This window comes from Methylobacterium sp. E-012, from assembly GCF_057836545.1.
The window spans coordinates 2,702,840-2,725,639 of record NZ_JBYQEY010000001.1 but is presented as its reverse complement, the minus strand read 5'-3'; the positions used below and the strand labels follow the sequence as shown (position 1 = coordinate 2,725,639).

Sequence of the window (22,800 nt, the reverse complement as noted above, 5' to 3'; positions counted from 1 at the left end):
CGTGGCCTTGGCCAATGTCGTCGCCGCGCTGGTGCGCGGATTGCCGCTGCCGACCGCGACGGCGCAGTCCACGCTCTCGACCTGCCGCCGGATCACCGGCATCGCGGCGCCTCGGCTGTTCGCTCTCGCAGACGCCGCAGCGATCGCGGCCGAACTGATCGCCGTCGTGCAGGCCGCCGCTCGGGATGCCGACCCTGCGGACGCCAGCGCGGGCCTCTACGATGCCGCGGCAGCCACGCGGGCATGCGTACCGTCGAGCGCCTCGCCGGTACTGACCCAGGCCTACAGCCTCGCTCGCGGGCTGTGCGTCGGCGTCGAGGCGGCGTGCCTCGGTGAGGCGTTCCTGTGCGAGGCCCGGACCGAGTTCGGCGACCGGCAGGCGGCGAGCGCCGCGCGCGACCGGATCACCGCGGCGCTGGAGGGCGCCATCGACCGGGTCGCCGCGGCGCTGGGCCAACCCGCTGCCTTCGTGCTCACGACCGCGGCCAACCAGACCTGCGCGCACCTCGTGGATCTGTCAGGCAGCCTGCAACCGCTGATCCGCGCTCAGGCGGCACGCTCGTTCCCCTCGACTGCGCTCGCGTGGTCGCTCTACGCCGATCCGACGCGCGCGCCTGAGCTAATGGCCCGCAACCGCGTCGGGACCCCGTTCCACATGCCGGCGACCTTCGAGGCGCTGGCCCCGAGCACTTGATTGATGGCCGAGGTCGGTGAGATCGTCAGTCTGGTCGTGGGCGGCCACGCCCTGCAGGGCTGGCAGGGTGTGCACATCACCCGCTCGGCCGAGGCCGCAGCGATCACGTTCTCGCTCCGCTGCACGAACCCGGCTTGGTCGGACGAGGCCGATGCCGTCCGGCGGGGCGGCCTCGTCGAGATCCGAGCGACCCCGGACGAGGCGGTCGGCGCCCGCGGCGGCGGCGATCTGATGTGCACCGGCCACGCCGACGAGTACGAGTCGGAGATCGGCAGGGGCGCACGCAGAGATGTCGGCATCACCGGCAAGTCGAAGGCCGGGGATGCGCTCGTCTGCCCGCCGACCAAGCACAAGACCGGGCTGGTCGAGAATAAGGACCTGCTCGGCGTCGCCAAGGAATTCGACGAGTTCGGCATCGGGTTCTTCACGGACCAGACGCTGTCCAAGATCCCGATGGTCCAGCACGTGCCGGGCCAGCCGTTCTTCGTCACCCTGGAGCGCGAGGCGCTGCTGCTGATGGGGCAGCCTGACGGGCGGGTGAAGATCACCCGGGCGGGCGGCAAACGACATGCGGGAGCGCTGGTTGAGGGCGAAGCGCCAATCGAGAGCATCAAGCTCCGGCTCACGATCGCCAGCAAGCGCTCGCACGTCCACGTGCGCGGTCAGAAGAGCCTCGGGACCGACAAGGACAGCCTCCGCCAGGAGGAGGTCGAGCAGGACGACAGCGTCGAGCGCTACCGGCCGGAGATCCTGTTCAACGAAGGATCCGATACCGCCAAGGAGCTGAAGCGCCGGGCGAAATGGCGCAAGCTCCGGAGGTCGGGCTCGGGCATCTCCATCGTCGCCTGCGTCGCCTCGTGGCGCGACCAGGCCGGCGCGCTCTGGGAACCCGGTCGCCTCGTGGCGGTGAAGATGCCGAGCGACAAGATTGACCAGGACCTCGCGATCTCGACCGTCACCTTCAACCAGGTCGTGGGCGAGGGTGAGGGCTCCGGCACCTGGGCGGATCTCACTCTGGTGGACCCGCGCACGCTCGGCGCGGAAGCGGGGGGCAAGGGTTCGGGGTCAGGCGCTGGCGACGGCGGGGGTACCGAGAACGCGGACATCGGCGGCGGTCTCGACGACGCGCAGCTCGACGATTCGAAGGTCGATTACGGCGCCTTCGGCAAGCGGGGATCCGCCTGATGGGTGGCCGGCTGTTCCGGGTCGAGCATGTCGAGGCGGACGACAGCGGCGACCAGCAGACGCTGACCCTCTACGGCCTGCCGAACGAGACGCTGAAGAAGGTTCCGCGGATCCAGAGCTTCGGCGAGTCGTCGAACCCGCCGGTCGGCTCGCACGGCATGGGCCTCCAGTTCGGCGGCCAGGACGGCAGCCGGCTCCTCAACGCCGCGCTTGGCCTCGAACACGCGTCATCCCGACCGCGCAATCTCAAGCCTGGGCAGAAGGCTGTCTACGACGACAAGGGCAACATCACCCGTTACCTCGGTGATGACGGCATCTGGCACGACGCCGGCACCCGAGCGCAGAAGATCACCGGCAAGACCATCACGGTCACCGGTAGCGACAAGGTGGTCGTGCAGGTCGGGAGCATGACGGTCACGGTGACCGCGAACCGCGTCGATCTCGGTGGTGAAGGTGGCTCTCCGGTGATGACCCAGGCGGGGCCGTCCTCGGTCGTCTTCGCCAAGACCTGATCGGAGCCACCATGCTGCTCACTCTGACGCCGCTCGTCGATGCGGGGGTGGTCGCGCTGCCGCCAGATCTGGTCTGGCAAAAGGCTGACGGATCCCGGGCGGGAACCGGCTACGGCGTGCGCGCCGATTTCGCGCTGTCCGTCACGGTGGCGGACGGCCCCGGTGGCCTGGAGGCGAAGAACCCACTCCAGACCGGCGTCATCGCACTGCTGTTCACCGATGTCCGGGTGGAGGGCTACGAGATCGATGCCGGGCGCGCCGGCGATCAGCGCGGCTGGGTCGGCGACGGGTTCGACATCGACACCGCTTCCGGCGAGCAGCCGCTCGGCTCAAAGCTATGGCTGCTGCGTCGGATGGACCTGAACGACCAGACCGCGATGTGGGCACAGGCCGAGGCCAAGCGCGCCTTGAAGCCTCTTCAGACCCAGGGGCTGTGTGTGAAGATCGCCGCCACCGCCACGCCCGACTTCGTGAACGACACGCTCTGGCTCGACATCGCCCTCTACGGTCGGGACGGGTCGCAGGTCTACGCGTCGAAGTTCGATCTGATCTGGAAGCTCGCCACCGGAGGGGCCTGATGGCGGGCTACACGATCCGATCCCTGGCGCAGCTCGCCGCGGAGGCCACCGGCGCCTTCGTGCAGTCCGTGCAGGGCACCGCGACCAAGCTCTGGCCGAACGTCTGGCGCGTCGAGAGCAAGGTGCTGGCGCTCATCGGCTTCGAGATGGAGCAGCGCCGCGCGTGGCTGGTGAAGCAGCTGTTCGCCTCGACCGCCGACCGCGTCTGGCTGATCCGCCACGGCTTCGAGCTCGGATTGCAGCCCGATCCGGCCGGCACCTCGCTCGGAACGGCAACGGCCGCCGCATCCCCCGGCACGGTCGTCCCGCTGGGGTTGCAGTACGCCAGGGCCGATGGCGTGACCTACTCGACGGTGGCGACGGTGACGGCCGCGGGGAACAGCATCAGCCTCGCCGTCGAGGCCGATGACGCGGCAGCCGCCGGGGATACGCCGGCCGGCACGATCCTGACGCTGGTCAACCCCGATGATGCACCGATCGGCCTCGCCGCGACCTGCATCGTCAATGTAGCCTCGGATGGTACCGGCTTGTCGGGCGTTTCGGATGAGGAGACCACCGAGAGCTTCCGAGCCCGGGTGCTCTACCGCAAGCGCAACCCGCCCCAGGGCGGCTCGATACCGGACTACGTTGAATGGGTGCAGGCGGCGGTCCCTACCGTCAGCGCCGTGTTCGTCGACAGCTTTCAAAACGATGCCCGCTCGGTGTGGGTGCAGTTCACGGTCACGGACCAGCCCAACGGCATCCCGACGGACGGCCAGGTCGCGATCGCGCAGGCCTATGCCGACGATCCGATCCGCCGGCCGGTGACAGCCCGGGTGTTCGTGTCGGCGCCGATCCCGGTGCCGCAGGACATCGTCGTCGCCGGCCTGAGCCCGGACACCGCGGACATCCGAGATTCGGTTCAGGCCGAGATCGCAGCCGTCTACACGGACCGGTCGCGGCCGGGCACGCCGTCGAACCCGTTCAAGTTTTCGGGCTCTTGGCTCGACGAGGCGGTCTCCAGGGCGACCGGCGAGGACAGCCACGGCCAGGTCAGCCCAGGTGATCAGACCTTCGCCTCGGGCAACATGCCGGTGTTCGGCTCGATCACCTTCACGGATTGAGGCGCCTCATGGCCGGTGTTCGTCAGTGGCGCCCGATCGCCGAATGCCCGCCGAACCTGCGACGCACCGTGGTGTTCGATCCCGAGATGGCCTGGCTGGCCCGGCACGACGGCTCGGTGGTCGACGAGCGCGTCGCCACCGCCGAGCGGCACATCGATGGGCGGTGGCACGTTCAGCGGGATCAGGGCGACAGCACGTTCTACCAGCCCACGCACTTCCTCGACCCTGGCGTGCCGAAGGATCACCCCGCCATCCCGGACGTGGACGTGCTTCGCGCCCAGGTTGAGGCAGAGGAGGAAACGCGGCGCCAGGCCTATGCGCGCGCCGGCCAGGAGAGCGAGGCTCGCGAGCGTGGCGTGATGCACGAACTCGAAGCGTTCTGGGCCGATCCCGAGAAGCGCCTGCGCGCGCTGTCGGGTGACACGTGAGCGGCGGCTCTTCCGTCAGCAGCGCGGTCCCAGGCTGGCCCTGCTACGGCTATCCGACGATCCCGCCGTCGGTCGTCGATCTGGAGGCGCAGCCGACCGCCGATAGCCTGCTGCCGCAGATCCTGCCGCTGACCCCGCGCGGGGCGGCCTGGGGCACGGACGAGGTCGGCGACGGGCGCGGTGCCTCGCCGGTGCAGCGCTCGTTCTGGCGGGCGCTGGCGGCCTGGGCGGCGACGCATCTCGGGCTCGACTGGACGGCGGCGACGCAGGCCTTTCCGTCCGCCATCACGTACACGCTGCAGGATTGGGAGAAGGAACTCGCGCTCCCGGATCCGTGCTCGTCGGGCGAGGGCGGGGTGCCGGTCCGTCAGAGCGCCGTCCGGGCCAAGTTCGGTTCGGTCGGCGGCCAGTCGCCCGGCTACTTCGTCTGCCTCGCCTACAGCCTCGGCTACATCGTCACGATCGAAGAGCCGACCCAGTTCCTCTGCGACGTGTCCGAGTGCGCCGGCGATGGCATCCAGGAGACCTACTTCTGCTGCGACGACGATCCGGTCGGTGACGATGGCTCGCCGCTGGAGGGGTTCATCCTGGCGACCGACGACTCGGCCGGCGACCAGGTCGCTGACGAGACGGTCTGGAAGCACTGGATCGTTCACATCTCGTCGCCGGGCGAGACCTGGTTCTACACCGACGAGGGCGAGTGCGCTTACGACCCGCTCGAAGGGTTCGTGCCGGCGACCGATCTCGAATGCGCCATGCGGGCGCTCTGCCCACCACACACCGAGCTAACCTTCTTCTACGCGCTGGCGGCCTGAGCCCGGCGCCTCCCGACCCCGCTTGACGAGCCGTCCCTCAACCGCCGCCGGCCGAGCGATCGCGCCTATGCGCCCCCGGAGACCTCGATGCTGTACAACCCGCCGTCCGGATCGACCGATCCGAATGCTCCGTACATCCCGAAGAACGTCGCCGCGGGCACGCAGGGCTCGAAGGTGCCGCCCGCCGCGGTCGAGTACACGCAACGCGAGATCGTCGCCGCTATCGTGGCTTCCGGCCAGACGCCGACGAACACCGTGCTGGTGCAGGCGGCCATGGCGCTCGGGCGCGGCATCTGGGCCAGCAACCTCTCCGGCTCCGGCGATCTCGCCGTCGCGACGCTCGGGCTGGTGCTGCCCTCGTTCATCCAGGGCATGCGGATCGGTGCTGTCGCGACGGCCGCCAACACGACCACGTCCCCGAGGCTCCGCGTCGCAAACCTCGGGGCGGCGGGAGCCACGCAGGACTTCCCGATCCTCAAGGCCGACGGCTCAGCGCTGGCGGTCGGCGACATCAAACCGGGGCGGATCTATCGCTTCGAGGCCGATGGCGCCGGCAACGTCCTGATCTCGGGTGGCGGGCTCGGCGCCGGCTTCACCAACGAATCAACGCTGCTCAACAAGACGGCCAAGCAGCAGTTCTCGGCAGCCAGCACCGAAATGGACATCGTCTGGGACGCGTCCACGGGCAATCCTTCCTGGGCGACGCTCGACGCTTCCGGCAAATTCTTCACGGTCAGCCAGAAGTGCCGGGTGCTCAGCTTTCTCAGGGTCGTCGCAGCGGTCAGTTGCTCGGCCGCGGGCTACGCCGAAGCGGATGCGCATGTCGCCGTGAACGGCAACGATATCGATGGCACGGGCCAGTCGGCGTGGCCGAACGCCAACACGACATACCTGCCGTACATCGGGTTCACCACGCAGCTCGATCTCAATCCAAGCGACACGATCCGGGCCCGCGCGGTCGCGAACTCGGCCAACTTCAACGGCGCCTACGTGCTCGGCACGGATGGGGCTTACGGCATCTCCAGCCAGAGCACGAACTGGCGCCTGCTGTGCGTGAGCAAAGGGTAATCGGACATGCAGCTCACCACCTACGCGATGCAGCGCACCGGCAAGACCTTCGACGAGCTGTTCGTCAGCGGCAAGCTGGCTCGGTTCGCCGAGCGAGCGGATGGCGGCTTCACGATCGCCTATTGGGACGCCTCCCTGGGTAAGACGCCGAGCGATGCGGAACTGGATGCGGCTTTCGCCAAGCCAGATCCGTTCCTCGTGCCTGAATTTGTCTCCAGTGCGCAGGCCAAGATCCAACTCTCGCGCACGCCGGGCGCCGAGACCGGCAAAAGCCTGCTCGACGATGTGACGGCCGCCGTCCAGGCCGCGGGCATCGAGGCGCAGATATGGTTCTCGGAATCCCGCAGCTGGGAGCGGCAGAACCCCAACGTGTTGAGCCTCAGCGCTGGACTGAAGCTCACCGACACGCAGGTCGACGGCCTGTTCGTGGCGGCCGCCCAGATCGCGGCCTGATCGCCTAGCGCCGAACCAGAGACCACCCATGCTGAAGCGCTTCACCGCCGCGCTCGCGGCCGCTTGGCTGTGCCTCGCTGCGCCGGTCGCCGCCGACCCGGCCGCGAACTTCGCCCTGCTGCCCCTGATCCAGGCGCAGGCGACGACCTCGCAGGACGGCGATGGCTTGGCGCAGATCGCGTTTCAGGCCGGATCACCGGCGGCACCGATCGATCTCACCGGCTTCGCCTTCACCCTGAACTGGCGGCCCGCGACGGGCGGCGCCCCGAACCCGACGGTGATCGCGCTCTCCGCCGGCCAGTATCTGACGAACGGCGGCCCGACTGGGATCCTGACGCTGCAGATCCCGGCGTCGCGGCTGCGAATCCTGCCGACCGGCACCTATGCCGCCTCCCTGGTGGCCAGTCTCAACGGCGCGACCGCCGACCTCGGCATCGTCACGATCACGCACACCACCCTCGGTTCCAGCAGCATCACTGCGCTGACAACCACGCCGCGTAACGCTGCGAACGCGACCACGATCGGGTATGTGCCGGGGCCGCCGGGTCCCGTTGGGCCGGCCGGTCCGGCTGGTGTAACTGGGGCGACAGGCGCAACCGGCAGCATCGGTCCCCAAGGCCCAACCGGTTCGACCGGTGCCACGGGCCCGCAAGGTACGACTGGAGCCACCGGAGCAACGGGCCCGCAGGGGGCAACTGGGGCCACCGGAGCGACGGGTGCGACAGGGCCGGCAGGCGGCGCCACCGTGAGCCAGCCTCAGGGCCGCCTCACCTTGGCCAGCGGCGTCCCGGTGCTGTCCTCAGCCGTCTCGGCGGCCGCGAGCGTCATCTACACCCCGTCGGCGGCCGGCAATCTCGTGCCGTTGCCAAACGGGTCGGCATTCGTGATGACGACGTTCGCCGAGACTTCACAGGCGCTCTCGGATACCGCCAAGAGCCCGAGCGCGGCTGCGGCGAACAACGTCTATGATCTTTTCGCCTGGAATGATGGCGGCACGTTCCGGGTGACCCGCGGCCCGGCCTGGTCGGCGGGCGCAACGGCGGGATCAAACACGGTCCGCGGCGCGGGAGCCGGATCTTCGGCACTGACGCGGGCAGCAGGATTCCTCATCAACAGCGTCGCCATCACGAACGGCCCGGGAGCTGGTCTCGGCCTCTACGTCGGAACCATCGCCACCGACAGCACAGGCGCCACCGTCAGCTTCAATACCGGGTCGGCAGCGGCGGGCGGCGGGGCGGCCACGATCGGCCTCTGGAACGCCTACAATCGGGCGCCGGTTCGGGGCTTCGTCAAGGATACGGTCGGGCAGTACACTTACGCGACAGCCTCCTGGCATACGGCCAACGGCTCGAACACGAACCGGGTCACCTTCGTCACGGGGCTGCAAGAGGACTGGTGGCGGGCGGACTATTCCATCGTCGCGGCCGGCAACAGCAGCGGCTATTCCACGACGGGCATTGGGTACGACTCCACCACCGCCCCGACCGGGTTCAACGGCTATGTCGCGGCCGGCGGCACAGCGCAGGCGCTCGCGGCAGCGACCGTGCAGCCGCTCGGATCGCACTTCCTGGCGCCGCTCGAATATGTCTCCGGCGGCACGACGACGTTCGACGGCGGCGGCGCCTATGCCCCGATCCAGCCAGGCATGATCTGGGAAGGCCGGTACTGATGCGCGCGCTTCTCATCCTCGCGGCCCTACTGCTGGCCTCGCCCGCGGCAGCCCAGACCGCGTCGTGCCCAGCCGGCCAGCCGCCGGCAGGCAAGCCGATGGACGTCACGTGCTTCGGCGCGGTTATGGATGGCACGACCGACGACACGGCGGCGGTCCAGGCGGCGATCCAGGCTGCGCGCCGGACCGGTAGCGGCGGCGGCCAGGTCTACATCCCGGCCGGCGTCATCCGGCTCGGCCAGGTCAACGTCCCGGGCGGCACGAGGATCTCGGGCGCCGGGGCCAACAGCACCGCGATCTACGCCGCGTCGGCCTCAGTCGAGATCTTCATGGTCTCGGATCCGACGATCATCCGCGACGTGTCGATCGAGAGGCTGGGCATCTACGGCGCGGGCGGCGGCCGACAGACCGGCGGGCACTTCGCCTACTTCCAGAACTGCTACAACTGCCATCTGTCCGACTTCTACTTCTCCGGCGCCTATGTCGGCGTGTCCGTGGTCGGCTGGAACACCGTCAACGTCGTGATCGAGCGCGGCCGGAGCGACGGGGCCGGCGCCTACCACTTTGAGATCGCGGGCGGGTCGGACACCTTCCTGAGCCACCTCATCACCTCGGGCAACGGGCAATCGCAGGCGTGGTGCGGGCTGCACCTCGTCCAGTCCGGCGGCACATGGATCTCTGACAGCGACTTCACCGCCTCCGGACACGGCACCTGCGTCCAGCCGGGCCCGGGACAGTCGGTCAACTGGACCTTCGCCTCGAACACGGCGCTGGGCGACAGCGGATCCGGCTACGGGCTGTTCCTGAACCCGCAGGGCGGCACAATCCAAAGCTTCACCGCCACGGGGTCGTGGACCTCGGCGAACAAGCTGGCCGGCATCGCCTCCCAATGCGACGGCGGCGGTACCATTCAGGCGGTGACGCTCACCGGGCATCGGGCCATCGAGAACACCCTGGACGGCATGACCTGGACGTGCGGCGACGGCATCCGGATCGTCGCGCCGACCGTGGTGGGCAACTCGAACCCGAACGGTGGCGGCGTCGCCAAGCGCAATTCCGGCATCGTGTTCGGGCCGGGCCTATCGCACTTCTCGGTGATCGGCGGCGAGTTCCGGCAGATGTTCGGAAACGGCGCCTTCCAGCTGTACGGGGTCAGCGTTCTCCCCGGCGCGTCCGACTATTTCACGATCCGGGACAACGACACGCTGGGCACCGCCGGGATCGATGACCGCAGCACCGGCTCGCACAAGACCGTGACCGGCAACTGGTAGCCGTCTGATCCTCCGCTTCCGCTTCGACCTCGACAGAACCTGCGCGCCGGGAGCCTGACGCATGCCGCTTCCCACTTCCGTGCCCGAGACCGCCGAGAGCGCGTACCTGCGCGTTGTGGCGACGGCTTCCAGCGTGAAGTCGAACCTCACGGGCATCGCCAACCTGCTCGGCCCGAACCCGTCCGGCCCCGTCAGGATGGACAACCTGATCGGGCTGTATCAGGCGCTCAAGGACTCGCAGGCCATCGGGGTGTCGATCCAGGGCGTGCCGGGCCTGCCGGCCTACGCGCAAGCCGCGTTGAACGATCCGAGCTACGACATCGTGGCTGCGTTCGGGACATCGGTGGTCGCGTGCAAGGCGGTCAACGACTGGCTTCTGGCCAACATGCCGAGCGACGGCAACGGCGGGTTCGTCGGCTGGAAACTTCAGACGGACGGCATGATCGCGCGACTGGACGTCGATCCGGCCACGCTGGCGCCGCTCGCCGCGCTGATCGCGACCGCTCTGGCGACGTTCTCCTAAGCGACGCCTGTGGCCCTCTGGACCCCCAACAACCTCGCCCGCAAGCCGATCGGCTGGTACAGCCCGAGCCAAGCCGTCGTCTCCGGCGGCGTCGTCACCAAGGTCCCGAACCAAGGCACGGCCGGGACGGCGCTCGACCTCATCGCGCCGGATGCCAACGCGCCGACGCTTGCCGCCAACGGGTATGGGACCGGCTTCCCGTGTCTGGTCTTTAACAGTAGCGCCCGGATCCGCGGCACCGGTTTCTCGTTCACCGGAACGACGTACCTCCTCTACTGCACGTCGCGGATCGACAAGACGGTAGCGGCGCAGTGCCTCGCCGCGCTCGGCGACACCTCGAACTACCCGTTCAACGATCCCGGCCGGGCGGTGCTGGCCGAGGGCGGGAAGGACGGCAGCGCGACGATCGTTGCCGAGCGCGGGTCCACCCAGTTCGACGCCTCGCAGCAGAACGGCCCGGCCTACACGCTCGGCACGCCGTTCCTTGTGAAGGCCAATCAAAGCCCCAACGCATCGTTCGATGACGTCAACTGCGTACACAGCACGCAGGCGACGAACTACAGCAGCGCTTTCGCTTCGACGGTTTTCTCCTACGGCTGTTCGACCATCGACTCCTATGTCACGCACCTCACGGGCGCGATGGGGACCGGTGTTCTACTCGACTACACCCCGACGCAGGCTGAAGAAGACCAGATCAACGGCTACATCGCTTGGCAGGACAACCAGCAAAGCGCCCTCCCGGCCAACCATCCTTACAAGAGCGCTGCCCCGACGACCGGGAGCAGCGGCCAGACCGCGACACTCGCCGCAACGGAGACCAGCGACACCGCGGTGGTCTCGGCATCGTCCACGACGAACGCGACGCTTTCCAGCACGGAACAGCCCGACACCGCGGCCGTTACGGCGTCGACCAAGACGAACGCCAGCTTAGGCGCCACGGAGCTTCCCGACACGGCGGCGGTAGCAGCGAGCAGCCGAACTAGCGCGACAGTCGCGGCATCGGAGGCCCCCGACACCGCATCGGTCACGGCGGGTACCTCTACCAGCGCGGCACTCGCGGCCACGGACCCGACCGACACAGCCGCGATCTCTGCGGGCGGCGCTGTTACCGCATCGCTGGCGGCTACGGAGGCGGCAGACGCGGCCTCGGCGTCGGGTGCGACCTCGACGACTGCTACGTTGACGACGACGGAGGGACGGGACACCAGCGCGATCGCCGGATCGGTCGGGACGAGCGCCGCGCTCGCTTCAACTGAGAACGGCGATACCGCCAGCTTGTCCGGCTCCACGTCGGCGATTGGTATGCTGGCCTCGGCGGAGGCAGCCGACACGGCGGCGGCGGGTGGCGGAACCTCAACCTCGGCGACGCTCTCGACGACCGAGGCGTCTGATGCGGCGTCGGTCTCGGGTGGCACTTCGGCTTCTGCCGTTCTGGCCACGACCGAGGTCAACGACACAGCTGGGCTGTCCGGGCAGGTCGCCGCCAATGGTACGCTGGCTAGCACGGAGGCGATCGATACCGCGGCACTGACATCCTCCACCATCGCTACGGCCGCGTTGGCTGCGGCGGAGGGATCGGACAGCGCCTCTGTTTCGGGACAGACGGGGGCGAATGCAGCCCTGGTCGCGACGGATAGGGTGGATGCCGCAACTTTCGTGGGGAGCATCTCCACGAAAGCGGCCCTCACGTCGACGGAGGGGTCGGACGGCGCTGCACTCGCGGGCAGCGTTTCGGCGAGTGCGAACCTCGCGGTCATTGAGGCGCCGGATACCGCCGGCATCTCGGCAGGGGCGGCGGCTTCGGGTGGCGTAGCCGCGACCGAAACGAGCGATGCCGCCGCGGTCGCGGGACAAAATTCGACGGCGGCGGCCCTTGCTGCAACCGAGCCACCGGATGCGGCTGCCGTCGCGGCAGGCGCCGCCACGCCCGCCAGTCTCGCCGCCACGGAGGTGCTGGACGCGGCCTCAATCGCGAGCCGGACCACCTCGTCTGCGACGCTCGCCGCGACCGAGCGCCAGGATGCCGGCACGATATCCGGGGGTGCCAGCACCGCTGCAACGCTGAACGCCAGCGAAGGCATGGATGCTGCCGCGGTCGCAGGGGGCCTCACGACAGCCGGTGCCCTGTCGTGTGTCGAGGCGGCGGATACCATCGCGGCCTCGCTCTCCAGCCAGATCGTGGGTGAGCTGGCCGGCACGGAACTGGCCGACGCCACCTTGCTGGTCGCAGGCACGACAGCCGTCGCCGGGCTGACGGCAACCGAGACAGCCGACCAAGCCGTTGTCGCCGGGGGCATCTCCACCGCCGCCAGCCTCTCGGTCCCAGAGGCCGGCGATAGCGCCCAGGTCTCGGCCTACGCCGTCACGATGGCGACGCTGGCCGCGAGCGAGCCGATCGACGTCGGGGCCGTGACGGGCGACCTGATCGCGGCGGGGACCATCATCGGGCGGCTCGCGACTTCCGAGGCGCCCGACAGCATCGCGCTCGCCGTGCGCTTCTACGCCTTCCCCGACGTGATCCTGAGCGGCCGGCTGCCGGCCCCTGTGATCCTGACAGGTTCCATCCCCGCCCCCGTCTACCTGACCGGGCGTCTGTCCCACTAGGAGCATACGATGTCTGTGAACTACGCGACCGCGGTGGCGACCCCGCGGCTTCAAGTCATGGCCGATCTGCTGGCCAGCAAGACCATCGCGGCCTCGACCGGCACCGCCGCCGCGGGTCAGCTCGTGATCGGCACCTCGGCCCTGTCCGGCTCGACCGGCGTGCTGGCGACGATCCCCCTTCCAGCCACGGCCTTTACGGTCAGCGGCAAGGTCGCCACCCTTCAGGGAACGCCGTTGAGCGCCACCGCCAGTGCGACCGGCACCGCGGCGCTGGCCGAGCTGCGCAACAACGCCGGCACCACGATCGCCTCCGGCCTGACGGTCGGCACCTCCGGCACGGACATCGTGCTCGGCAGCACCGCCATTTCGAGCGGACAGACGGTGCAGATCACGAGCGGCACCATCACGCACCCCTGATCCCGACGCGGTCCGATAGGAGATACCCCATGGCTACCGGCACCGATGCGCGCCAGTTCGACGGCAAGCTCAAGAGCGCGAAGGACATCTTCGCTTGGATCGGCGACGACACCAAGGCGGTCTATGGACCCTCGTTCGCCACCGAGGACGACCACGAGGCTGGCGTGAACCTCGTGGCGACCGGCAAGAACGAGGATGGCACCGAGCATTCCGTCTACACCACCGTGAACCCGACCGACTGGGTCGTGCGCGGCGGCGGTGGCTTCGCGGTGTTCACGGATGCGCAGTACCAGTTCGCCTACGCGACGAAGTAAGGCTGCGACGTCATGCCGATCGATACCGGCGGACCCGTCACGGGTCAGGACATCAAGGTCTATCGCGGCGCGCCGAAGACGGTCGGGGTGACTCTTCCCGACCCGAGCGGCATCCTCGCTGCCGGGTCAGCGGAATGGTGGGTCGGCGTCGTTCGTTTCCAGCGATCTGGCGTCCCGGGATCCGCGCAGATCGCCGGCTCGCCCCAGGCGGTGAACAAGCCTGGCCTCGCCGTGACGGCGCCAGTTCCCGGCAGCGTGCGCATTACCTGGGTGATCGAGCCGGACGACATCGCCTCGATCCAGCCGGATCCGTACTACGATCGGGTCCAGCATGAGGTGTGGTTCACGTCGCCGGGTGCCGAGCCTGAGCCGGTGACCATCGGCCAGCTGAATATCATCGGCACCCTACGGGGCAACCCCACGTCCTGAGCCACGCGCTCCCCTCCTAAGCTCTCCCCCATAGGGCCTCCAATGACCTGCTCGCGCTCTGCCGGGCTCGGGCCGGCTGCGCTCGCGCCGTTCCATGGATCGCCAGGGCGAGACAGCCCCCTACGTGCCGATGGCGCTCCCGGGCCGACAGGCTCCGCTGAACCATCCGGTCCGGACGGCTCCATCGTCGGGGAGTCCACGACAGTCGGCCCAACCGCGCCGGTCGGCCTCGTCTACCGCGCCGCCTCCGCGACGTGGTTCCGGCTCTGACGGCTTGAGCGCGACCCGCCGACCTCCGGCCTTCCGGACCGGAGCCGCCCCGCACGCGGGGAGCGGATTCCCCTGACGGGTCGCGCACGTTCGTAACGCACCGGAGATCATCATGATCCTGCAGCGCCTCGCGCTGCGGGCCGCGGTCGTCTCCGGCAACAAGCTCCCCTCCCAGGAACAACCCATGACCCGCACGCTTCTCGCGGCGCTGGCGCTTGCCTGCGCGTTCTCCAGCCATGCCTCGGCCGCCGCCGTCGTCGGCACCCACGATGTCTCCAGCGGGATCGCCTGGGGCTCGGTCTGCGGTGCTGTGATCGGCCTCTTCCTGGCGCTGATCGTCACCCCCGTGCGGTCCGGCCGGGAGGCGACGCGAGGCCTGTGCGCGTTGGCCGCCCTGGCCATCATGGTCTTCGGCATCGGCCCGGCGCTCGCCGATCCCGCCTGCGACGCTCAGTTCCTCGGTAGCCAGCGGTCGGCGATCGCCCCCGCGCCGGCCGGCGCGATCGAGCTGTGCAACGACGGCTATGCGCTGCTCTACGATCCGAACGCCCGCATCCTGATCTACTCGGCCGAGCACATCACCACCGCCTCGCTCGACGCGGGCGCCGGGGTCGAGCGAGCCAACAGCTTCAAGGCCGACCCACGGCTGAAGCCTGAGCAGAGCGCGCGTCCCGGCGACTACGCGGGCGGCCGGTACGATCGCGGGCACATGTCGCCCGATCACGATATGCCCACGGCGGAGGCGAAGCGGCAGAGCGACTACCTCGACAACGTCGTCCCGCAGAACCGCCCGCTCAACCGCGGACTGTGGTCGCAGATCGAGGCCCGCGGCGTGCGCGGCGCGATCGTGGGCGGCCTCGAGGGCTACGTCGTCACCGGGCCGATCATGACGCCCGCGCCGGGCCAACGGGTCGCCCGCCCGCTCAACGGTCGCATCCCCGTGCCGCCCCGGATCTTCAAGGCCTTCCATCGCCCGGCCGATGCCAAGGGCCGGAGCTTCGTCGGGGTCTGGGTCGTCCGCAACGAGGCTCGTGCGCGCGTCGAAATCTGGACCCTCGACCAGCTCAAGGCGGCGATCGGCCTGGACCCGTTCCCGGCGCTGTCGCCGGCCGACCACGCGCGGGCCGACCTGCCGCCCGTCGCCGCGAAGTGAGGGCCTGAGCCATGGCCGCCACCCTCGACCGCGCCGCGTTCTTCGCGAGCGTGCGCAAGCCGCTGTTCGGCGACCGGCTCTCGGCCGACCAGGTCGCGGGCATGGATGCGATCCTGGAAGCCTGCCCGGCGGCACTGCCGACGGACCCACTGGCCTACGATCTGGCGACCGCGTTCCGTGAGGCCGGACCGACCATGCAGCCGATCCGCGAGGTCGGACACGGTCACGGACACGCCTACGGACGCCCGGCCGGACCTCACAAGCAGATCTACTACGGTCGCGGGCTCGTGCAGCTCACGTGGCTGGCGAACTACGTCAAAGTCACCGGGAAGCTGCGCAAGCTCGGACTGCTGAAGCCCGACGAGGACTTGGCAGCGAATCCCGACCTGGCGCTGCGCCCCGACATCGCCGCCGCCATCCTGTTCCACGGAACCATCGAGGGCTGGTTCACCGGTAAGAAGCTGTCCGACTACTTCGGCCACGGGAAGAGCAACCCGCACGGCGCCCGGGCCATCATCAACGGCACCGACCACGCCGCGCTCATCGCGGGCTACTTCACGCACTTCCGAGCGGCGCTGATCGCCGCGAAGCACGGGGTGCCGGCGGGCGCCGCTGTTTCGGCCGAACCGGCCGCTGCACCGGCCCCGGCGCCCGCGAAGCCGGCTGCGAGGCCGAAGCCTGCGGCCGACAAGCATGCCGTGGCGGCGAAACCCAAGCTCCGCGCGGTCCGAAAGCACGCCGCGCCAGTCCACCATGTGACGGCCCATCACGGGAAGCATCGGTGAGCCTGTTCGATCCCCGCGGCACCGACTGGCTGTTCACCGTCCTGTTCGCGCTGGCGGCGGGACTCGCTGTCGGCTTGGCGAGCTGCGGGCTGATGAGCTTGCAGCCTTGGTGATGCCAGTGCGGGCCGGGCTTGATACCGGCTGATGGTGTGAGCGCGGGAGGGCGTTAGACCATCAACCCCCGCCGCCGAGGCGGCCTAGACGCTTTGGCCGCGTGTCCATCCACGCCGCCGCACTGACCCCCGAATACTACCACATCACGGCAGAGAGTGAAGCCATGACCGACCCGCACAAGCCCGCGGCTGCAAAGCCCGTGGATCACAAGCCCGCTCCTGCCGCCCACAAGGCCCCACCGAAGCCCAAGCCCCATCCGAAGGCGCCCGTGGCTCACGAAGCCCCTGCGCCCGCCCCAGAGCGCCCCAGCGTGCATCCTGGCGTGGCGGCTGCCGTCGCGGCCGGTGCGGCTCTGGCGTTCTCCCGGGTGATCTTCGGCGTCGGGCGGCGGATGCATCCGCGGCACTGGTGGCCGGGTCGGGGGTGGCGGCGGTGAGCGAGAAGCTGAAACCCGTAGAGCCTCCCAGGACCGCTAAAGAGCGGGAAGCGTGGGGACGCATGAAGCCCGTCAGCCACGTTTCGCGACCGAACCTGCTGATGCGGCTCGGCAGCAAGTTCTTCGAGAAGATGACGGGGAAGTAGGTCAGTGCGGGCGGGGCCTGGCTTTAACCCCGCAAACTGATCGTGGCTTGCCGCCGCTAAAGGAAAAGCTGCGGGTACTGCACGTCCTACGGCTGCCAGATTGGCGACGCCCCCACTCGCAAGCCGGGATGTCGCCGCAGGGCCGAGGCCCTTTCACCGTGTCACCGCACTGACCCTCCCAACATAGCGCCTCTGCGCTCGCAGGCAAAGCCTCGCGCGGACAGGCAAAGCCATTCCGAGCGGTTCGAACTCATGCAATTTTTGCACAGGTTGCCGCTAACTCACTGATTTCATTTCAATATCGGTATACCGATAACGGATTTGAAGCCCGTGCCGGCGGGTCACCCGGCCTAACCACAAGGCAATCCCATGTCCATTTTCTCCGCGCTCGTCCCCTTCCTCGTGAAAGAGGCGCCGCACGCCGATGAGCTTCTGACCGGAGCTGAAACCCTGCTCACGTCGCTGGTTTCGATCGTCCAGAAGCTGCCGGCCGAGACCCGCGAGGCTCAGGCCGCCATGACCGCCCTGGAGAACACTTCGGTGCCGCTCCTGAACGGCATCGCGAAGCTGGAGCCCAAGGCCGCGTCGCAGATCACGTCTGCCGTCCAGCACATCCTCGTGCCGCTGAAGGCTGCCGCCAAGAAGGCCTGAACGCCCCCGCGCCCTTAGCGCCGGCAGGCAGCCCGGCGCGCCCCTTCTTGTAGGCCAAGTGATGGCTCGTATCGGCGTGCTGCGCACCCTTGAGAATGGCATTCTGGGCTTCCACTGCCCTGGCTGCGACACGATGCACGCCGTCCGCATTGTACCAGACGGCTCCAAGCCCTGCTGGGGCTTCAACGGGGATCATGAGCGGCCGACGTTCACGCCTTCCGTCCTCGTGACGGGCACATGGTCGGAACCGCCTGTCACCCCGGAGAACATCGCCGAGTGGCGGCGGGCGCCCTGGCCTCAGCACAAGGTCGATCGCGTCTGCCACTCGTTCGTGACGGACGGGCAAATCCAGTTCCTCGGCGACTGCACTCATGCGCTCGCCGGACAAACCGTGCCGCTGGAGCCGCACGGGGTCTGATGCCCTGAGCGTCGGCAGGCAGCCCGGCGCACCCCATTCTCCGGAGACAACCGATGATCCGCCTGCTGTTCCTGGCGCTCGCCCTCGCGTGCGTCGCCGCTCCCGCCATGGCCGCCGTCCAGGGCACCGCCGAGACCGCGTTCTCCCTGCCCTGGGGCGACATCGTCATCCAGGTGTGCAGCCTCGTCTTCAACGTCGCCGAGGCCATCGCCGTCCCGGTGATCTTCGCCTACCTGACCTACCGCTGGCCGGTGCTGAAGGTGATCCTGACCGAGCCGCTGATCCGCGCTCAGGTCGAGGCGGGTCGCAAGGCCGGCATGAACTCCGTCGCCGGCGCCGTGCAGGGCAAGGAGATCAAGATCGACGCCGGGTCGAAGGTCATCGCCGAGGGCGCGAAGTACCTGATCCACAAGGCCGACGTGAACCTGCTCGCCCGGAAGTGCATCGAGTGGGCGGGCGGTCCTCAGGAGATCGCCAAGCGGATCTGGGCCGGGCTGCACCTCGACGCGGATGCCACGAAGGACAACACCCTCGTGCCGGCGCTCACGGAGATCGCGGCCTACGAGCCGCCGATCGCCAAGAAGCCGTCAGCACTGCGCAGGGTAGTGTCCGCGCCGGTGAACCACCCGACGACGCACTGATCGGATGCCATCCCGGGCACTTGCCAGGTGGCTGCTCGTCCTCGCGATGGCGGCCGCTGGCTGCCTCGCGGCGTTCAGTGCTTGGGCGCAGGCGGTTGAGGCGACGCAGGCGGCCGCCAAGGCTGGCGACTGGTACCTGACGCAGGGCGTGCTCGGCGTCACGTGCTTGGTGCTCCTGCTGGCGGTCGGCTTCCTGTTCTGGAAGCTGGATCGCCTCAGCACCTCGATCATGCGCGAGGTCGTCATCGCGCTCCAGGCCAACACGGCGGCGACCGCGGCGGGGACCGTCACAACGGCGGCGCTGGAGCGGACGCTGCAGGCCACCGACGATGGCGTCGAGAAGCTGTCTCATCAGACGGAACTTGCGGCCCAAGCAGCCAAGTCGCGCGGCGACGAGATCCTTAAGAACCAGGACACCATCCTCCGCCGCTTCGACGAGGCCCGCCGCGCATGACGTGGAAGTCTCTTCTCGCGATGCTGATGCCGCTTGCGCTGCGCAGCAGTGCTCACGACGAGCTGACGCGCGCGGTACGCGCCAACGTGCATGCCAGCAAGCGGCGGAAGACCGCCTCCGTGATGACGACCCTGACCGCCGACCATCGCGCGTCGTCCATGGAGGCCACGATCCATCGCATCGAGGGGCGATCCGGAGATCGCCTGACGGACCATCCGCAGGTCGGCGACGCCGCCTTCAGGGTCGCCGAGTCGACGCGTGAGTTCCTGAGAAAGAAGCGATGAAGGTCGTCTCGCAGATCCTCCGCAGCTGGACGCTGTGGCTCGGCCTGTTCCTGATGGTCGGCTACTGGGTGATCGTTCCTTGGATACCGACGAAACCGCAGAACGAGTTCTTGCGCATTGGGCGGACCATCACCGCCATCGCGGTGTCGATCGCGTTCCTCCCGGGGATCGTGAAGGCCCTGCGCACGCCGTGGCCGACCTACAGCGGGCAGCTGATCCTCGGCATCGTCCTATCGTGGTTCGGCGTGGCCGGCTCAGCCGGTTGGGTGCTGATCTGGTCCATGGCGAGCCAGCCGCAATGGATGCTCGACTCGAACATCAATGGCTGGTTCCTCTGGCTTCAGATCCTCGGCGGCACGCTCCACCTGACGGCCAAGCACAGCGTCGAGGACGACATCCCGCGGCCGAACTGGATCCGGCTCGGGATCGCGGTGGCCTTCGGCGTGCTGATCGGCATCGGATTCATGGCCAGCACACCCGACATGCATAGCCTCGCCGGCGCTTTGAAGCCGTGGTTCGCTGAGCATCCTGAGTTGCCGGACTGACCTCGGAACCGCCTGCCCGCCCAAGCGTCTACACCGTACCCCAAGTGCAATGACCTTCAGCCCCGCCGGCAGCCGCCGAGCGGGGTTTTTTTACGCTCACGCCGCCTAGTGGTCGAGATCTGACGCTTGGTACCCATCTTTGAATGTCCGAGAAGGGCGGCAAGCGGACCCCGGCCTTGCGTCCGTAAGCGGACGTTCCGCATCCGACCCATGACAGCCATGCGGATGAACATCGGCGCTTCCCATAAGCGGACACTCGTCGGCTGTTCAGTCAACTTCGGCTCGGGTACTTCTCTGCCATTAGGCGGAGTGGTGGAGTTGCCGACCGGTCGACTCGATTGCGCGGCTGCCGGTAATGTTCGGATGCCAGGACCGAGGTTGGGACGCTTGCTGTCTGTTTGGGCTGGCAGCGGCAATGCCCTCGCGGGCTCAGAATAGTGAGATCAGCGCCACGCCGCCGATCATCAGTAGGCCCCCCAGAATGCGCCACGGGCCCGCGGTGTGTTGTGCGAAGCCGACCCAGCCGTAGTGGTCAAGGATGACGGAGGCGACGATCGCAGCCGTCACGGTGATGCCGGTGAAGATCGCCGCGCCGAGCCGCTCCGCGAGGAAGATCATCGCCAGCACGTAGGTGGCCCCTAGCGCACCGCCGAGCCACGCCCACCAGGGGACGTTGGAGAAGCGGCCGCTGGGCCAAGCCAGCCCGAAGAAAGGCGCGGCCAGGAGGTAGACCACCACATTCGTAGCCGCCACGATCAGGGCGGCGAGGATCGGCTGGCCCAGTGCTTTGTTCAGGCTCGCGTTGGCACCGCTCTGCACGGTGTTCAGGACGCCAGCAGCTGCGGCGATTAGGGCGATCAGGAAGGGCATGGCTGTATCGATCAGCCGTTCTGCGCGTCCGGGGCAGGTCCGCGCGTCGCGTCCAGACGATCACTGGCTGTCATCTTCACGACGCCACCACCGGCTGCCGCCTCATAGATGGCCGCCATGATACGCTGGTCCTGCAAGCCCTCCTCGCCTGGCGTGTGCGGCACGCGTCCGGTTCTGACGCACTCAGCGAAGTGGTCCATCTCGACCGCGAACTGGTTGCGTGGAGTGAAGGTGCGTTGCTCCCGAGCGTTCGCCGGGCCGGCCCGGTGCCCGATCTCCATAGCGACGTTGTCGTAGCCGAAGGCCGGATCCAGGCCGAACCAGCCGTCCGTCGCGTCGGCGCGCAGACGGCGGTTCTCATGCATGCTGTAGCCGGCGGTGCCGGCGGCGAAGACGCCCGAGGGGAACAGGAGCGTGAAGTGCGAGATGTCCTCGACCTCGCGAAAGCGTGGGTCGCCCTTCGGCTGGGTGATGCGCCCTGTCACCTCGACCGGCTCCTCGCCGGTGATGTACCGGAAGGCGTTAAGGCAGTAGAGGCCGACATCCGGCAGCGAGCCGCCACCCGCCAGGGCCTTGATCTGCCGCCATTGTCCGGGCGCCGCATCATGCTGAGCGTTCACCGCCTCGATGAGGCGCAGCTCGCCGTAGGTCTTCTTCCGAGCGAGATCGATCAGGGTGCGGTGGGCAGTGTTGTACTGCAACCGATAGGCGATCATCAGCGTGCGTTGCGCCTGCCGGCAGGCGGCGATCATCTGCTCGGCCTCGGCGACGGAGGTCGCCATCGGCTTCTCGCAGAGCACGTGTTTGCCGGCCTTAGCCGCGCGCACCGTGAACTCGGCGTGCAAGGCGTTCGGCAGGACGATGTACACGGCCTCGATTTCGGGGTTGTCGCGGATCGCATCGAAGTTGTCGTAATCGTAGAGGTTCTTCTCGGGCACGCCGTACTGAGCGGCGATCGTGCGTGCCTTGTCGCGCTCACCGCTGACGAGCGCCACCGGACGGACGTGCTTGGCTTCTGCGAAGCCCGGCATGATCTGTTCGAGGGTGAGATGGCCGATGCCGACGACCGCGATACCGAGACGCTTGGCGAGCGGATCGGGATTGGCCAGCATCTCGCCACCCTCGCTCGGTGCGTGCAGCGGCGGCAGAGTGACCTTGCCGTTCTCGACGCGCCCTAGCAGGGCTGGTGGTTGGCTCTCGGCTGCTGACGCAGACGTGACGAAGTGTGCGCCAGCCAACCCGGCAGCGGCCCCGAGGATGGTTCTGCGCGTGGTGTCAGACATCGAGCCGCTCTCGCTGAAATCTGCAGCACCAACCCGCGGCGCTCTGCGCATATCCTGGGATGCGACGACAGGCCCCCCATTCAGCGACGGCCGGTCGCCCCGTCCACGCTGGCAATCGATAGCTTGCGGTTATTGAAGGTTGAGAGCGCCGGGGCGAGTTGCGGCTTGAGTTTAATCGGCCTGACCGCGGGAGGGACCGCTGAGGATCGTGAGCGGCACCCGCGGCTATGTCCGTTTCAATGCATCCGCCGTCCAGAAGCGGACGGGCAGAAATCCACCCGACCCGGTCGTTGGCCTCTGTTTCAACAGCCTGGAAGCGGACCTTCCGAGGGTCGGCAAGGGGCGGCAAGCGGACGGTACCAAGCGTCAGATTTCGGCCACTAGTTCAGCGTTCGACGCCCGTGAGCCATCAAGGGCGTTCTCCAGAACTTAGCCCGATCGGTCCACCGGCGCGGGCATTTTTGTAATCTCAGTTTAGGTTGCCGGCGATGGCGCTGAACTTTGCAGCGAGCCGTGAACCTACGAGCCTGAGCGAGCCGATGATAACCACCGCGATCAGAGCGGCGATCATGCCGTACTCGATAGCAGTGGCGCCGGTCTCATCACCAATGAATTGCCGTAGCAGCCGAGGCATCGCACGGATCCTGCGTCCCTGCGCCTGTCCCCTAAACCACACATCCGCGCAGA

Annotated in this window: 27 protein-coding genes; 24 read left to right on the top strand and 3 right to left on the bottom strand. The window is 68.3% G+C overall.

Annotation, left to right across the window (positions count from 1 at the left end; translation table 11 throughout):
• The first annotated feature begins 7 nt into the window (after nucleotides 1-7).
• The 24 genes from AC3IF1_RS13015 to AC3IF1_RS12900 all read left to right on the top strand — a co-directional run bounded on the left by AC3IF1_RS13015 (nucleotide 8) and on the right by AC3IF1_RS12900 (nucleotide 19,960).
• A complete protein-coding gene (locus tag AC3IF1_RS13015) occupies nucleotides 8-694 on the top strand; it encodes a hypothetical protein (protein ID WP_489217865.1) in 687 nt (228 codons plus the stop codon).
• Between the two features lie 3 nt (nucleotides 695-697).
• On the top strand, nucleotides 698-1,879 hold the full coding sequence (locus AC3IF1_RS13010) for a phage baseplate assembly protein (RefSeq protein WP_489217864.1): 1,182 nt from the start codon (nucleotides 698-700) through the stop codon (nucleotides 1,877-1,879).
• A complete protein-coding gene (locus tag AC3IF1_RS13005; RefSeq protein ID WP_489217863.1) occupies nucleotides 1,879-2,391 on the top strand; it encodes a phage baseplate assembly protein domain-containing protein in 513 nt (170 codons plus the stop codon). Before AC3IF1_RS13010 ends, AC3IF1_RS13005 begins: the two co-directional genes overlap by 1 nt.
• 11 nt (nucleotides 2,392-2,402) lie before the next feature.
• Nucleotides 2,403-2,969, top strand: a complete 567-nt coding sequence (locus AC3IF1_RS13000) for a phage GP46 family protein (protein ID WP_489217862.1) — start codon at nucleotides 2,403-2,405, stop codon at nucleotides 2,967-2,969.
• Complete coding sequence (locus tag AC3IF1_RS12995; protein ID WP_489217861.1) at nucleotides 2,969-4,072, top strand: baseplate J/gp47 family protein; 1,104 nt, start codon at nucleotides 2,969-2,971, stop codon at nucleotides 4,070-4,072. Before AC3IF1_RS13000 ends, AC3IF1_RS12995 begins: the two co-directional genes overlap by 1 nt.
• An 8-nt stretch (nucleotides 4,073-4,080) precedes the next feature.
• Entirely contained in the window at nucleotides 4,081-4,500 is a 420-nt protein-coding gene (locus AC3IF1_RS12990; protein ID WP_489217860.1) for a hypothetical protein, read from the top strand.
• Nucleotides 4,497-5,315 carry a putative phage tail protein gene (locus AC3IF1_RS12985; RefSeq protein ID WP_489217859.1) on the top strand — a complete coding sequence of 273 codons (819 nt, stop codon included), beginning with the start codon at nucleotides 4,497-4,499 and terminating at the stop codon, nucleotides 5,313-5,315. The genes AC3IF1_RS12990 and AC3IF1_RS12985 overlap by 4 nt, the downstream gene beginning before the upstream one ends.
• 87 nt (nucleotides 5,316-5,402) lie before the next feature.
• Nucleotides 5,403-6,383 (top strand): hypothetical protein, encoded by a 981-nt coding sequence (locus tag AC3IF1_RS12980; RefSeq protein WP_489217858.1) that lies wholly within the window; start codon nucleotides 5,403-5,405, stop codon nucleotides 6,381-6,383.
• A 6-nt stretch (nucleotides 6,384-6,389) separates the two neighbouring features.
• The gene (locus AC3IF1_RS12975; RefSeq protein ID WP_489217857.1) at nucleotides 6,390-6,836 is read left to right on the top strand and encodes a hypothetical protein; all 447 of its coding nucleotides are present in this window, start codon (nucleotides 6,390-6,392) and stop codon (nucleotides 6,834-6,836) included.
• A 28-nt stretch (nucleotides 6,837-6,864) separates the two neighbouring features.
• Nucleotides 6,865-8,505 (top strand): hypothetical protein, encoded by a 1,641-nt coding sequence (locus AC3IF1_RS12970; RefSeq protein ID WP_489217856.1) that lies wholly within the window; start codon nucleotides 6,865-6,867, stop codon nucleotides 8,503-8,505.
• Nucleotides 8,505-9,776, top strand: a complete 1,272-nt coding sequence (locus AC3IF1_RS12965) for a glycosyl hydrolase family 28-related protein (RefSeq protein WP_489217855.1) — start codon at nucleotides 8,505-8,507, stop codon at nucleotides 9,774-9,776. Before AC3IF1_RS12970 ends, AC3IF1_RS12965 begins: the two co-directional genes overlap by 1 nt.
• A 61-nt stretch (nucleotides 9,777-9,837) precedes the next feature.
• On the top strand, nucleotides 9,838-10,299 hold the full coding sequence (locus AC3IF1_RS12960; RefSeq protein WP_489217854.1) for a hypothetical protein: 462 nt from the start codon (nucleotides 9,838-9,840) through the stop codon (nucleotides 10,297-10,299).
• Between the two features lie 9 nt (nucleotides 10,300-10,308).
• On the top strand, nucleotides 10,309-12,903 hold the full coding sequence (locus AC3IF1_RS12955) for a hypothetical protein (protein ID WP_489217853.1): 2,595 nt from the start codon (nucleotides 10,309-10,311) through the stop codon (nucleotides 12,901-12,903).
• A gap of 9 nt (nucleotides 12,904-12,912) precedes the next feature.
• Nucleotides 12,913-13,320 carry a hypothetical protein gene (locus AC3IF1_RS12950; protein ID WP_489217852.1) on the top strand — a complete coding sequence of 136 codons (408 nt, stop codon included), beginning with the start codon at nucleotides 12,913-12,915 and terminating at the stop codon, nucleotides 13,318-13,320.
• Nucleotides 13,321-13,349: 29 nt separating this feature from the next.
• Nucleotides 13,350-13,634, top strand: a complete 285-nt coding sequence (locus AC3IF1_RS12945; protein ID WP_489217851.1) for a hypothetical protein — start codon at nucleotides 13,350-13,352, stop codon at nucleotides 13,632-13,634.
• 12 nt (nucleotides 13,635-13,646) lie between these two features.
• Nucleotides 13,647-14,063, top strand: coding sequence for a hypothetical protein (locus tag AC3IF1_RS12940; protein WP_489217850.1), 417 nt, complete (start codon nucleotides 13,647-13,649; stop codon nucleotides 14,061-14,063).
• A gap of 382 nt (nucleotides 14,064-14,445) precedes the next feature.
• Nucleotides 14,446-15,486, top strand: coding sequence for a DNA/RNA non-specific endonuclease (locus AC3IF1_RS12935; protein WP_489217849.1), 1,041 nt, complete (start codon nucleotides 14,446-14,448; stop codon nucleotides 15,484-15,486).
• Between the two features lie 11 nt (nucleotides 15,487-15,497).
• Nucleotides 15,498-16,271 (top strand): hypothetical protein, encoded by a 774-nt coding sequence (locus AC3IF1_RS12930; RefSeq protein WP_489217848.1) that lies wholly within the window; start codon nucleotides 15,498-15,500, stop codon nucleotides 16,269-16,271.
• A 1,065-nt stretch (nucleotides 16,272-17,336) separates the two neighbouring features.
• Nucleotides 17,337-17,618, top strand: coding sequence for a hypothetical protein (locus AC3IF1_RS12925; protein ID WP_489217847.1), 282 nt, complete (start codon nucleotides 17,337-17,339; stop codon nucleotides 17,616-17,618).
• A 61-nt stretch (nucleotides 17,619-17,679) separates the two neighbouring features.
• Nucleotides 17,680-18,036 carry a ubiquitination-like system serine protease family protein gene (locus AC3IF1_RS12920; RefSeq protein ID WP_489217846.1) on the top strand — a complete coding sequence of 119 codons (357 nt, stop codon included), beginning with the start codon at nucleotides 17,680-17,682 and terminating at the stop codon, nucleotides 18,034-18,036.
• Between the two features lie 53 nt (nucleotides 18,037-18,089).
• Nucleotides 18,090-18,677, top strand: a complete 588-nt coding sequence (locus AC3IF1_RS12915; RefSeq protein WP_489217844.1) for a hypothetical protein — start codon at nucleotides 18,090-18,092, stop codon at nucleotides 18,675-18,677.
• A gap of 46 nt (nucleotides 18,678-18,723) precedes the next feature.
• Complete coding sequence (locus AC3IF1_RS12910) at nucleotides 18,724-19,131, top strand: hypothetical protein (RefSeq protein ID WP_489217843.1); 408 nt, start codon at nucleotides 18,724-18,726, stop codon at nucleotides 19,129-19,131.
• Nucleotides 19,128-19,415, top strand: a complete 288-nt coding sequence (locus AC3IF1_RS12905) for a hypothetical protein (protein ID WP_489217841.1) — start codon at nucleotides 19,128-19,130, stop codon at nucleotides 19,413-19,415. The genes AC3IF1_RS12910 and AC3IF1_RS12905 overlap by 4 nt, the downstream gene beginning before the upstream one ends.
• On the top strand, nucleotides 19,412-19,960 hold the full coding sequence (locus AC3IF1_RS12900) for a hypothetical protein (RefSeq protein ID WP_489217840.1): 549 nt from the start codon (nucleotides 19,412-19,414) through the stop codon (nucleotides 19,958-19,960). The genes AC3IF1_RS12905 and AC3IF1_RS12900 overlap by 4 nt, the downstream gene beginning before the upstream one ends.
• 429 nt (nucleotides 19,961-20,389) lie before the next feature.
• On the opposite strand, the gene AC3IF1_RS12895 is transcribed toward AC3IF1_RS12900, so the two are convergent.
• From AC3IF1_RS12895 to AC3IF1_RS12885, 3 genes are all read right to left on the bottom strand, one after another.
• Nucleotides 20,390-20,830: a DMT family transporter gene (locus AC3IF1_RS12895; RefSeq protein ID WP_489217839.1), complete on the bottom strand. Its 441-nt coding sequence runs from the start codon at nucleotides 20,828-20,830 to the stop codon at nucleotides 20,390-20,392.
• An 11-nt stretch (nucleotides 20,831-20,841) separates the two neighbouring features.
• Entirely contained in the window at nucleotides 20,842-22,113 is a 1,272-nt protein-coding gene (locus AC3IF1_RS12890) for a Gfo/Idh/MocA family protein (RefSeq protein ID WP_489217838.1), read from the bottom strand.
• Nucleotides 22,114-22,582: 469 nt separating this feature from the next.
• Nucleotides 22,583-22,747 carry a Flp family type IVb pilin gene (locus tag AC3IF1_RS12885; RefSeq protein ID WP_489217836.1) on the bottom strand — a complete coding sequence of 55 codons (165 nt, stop codon included), beginning with the start codon at nucleotides 22,745-22,747 and terminating at the stop codon, nucleotides 22,583-22,585.
• Nucleotides 22,748-22,800: the final 53 nt, after the last annotated feature.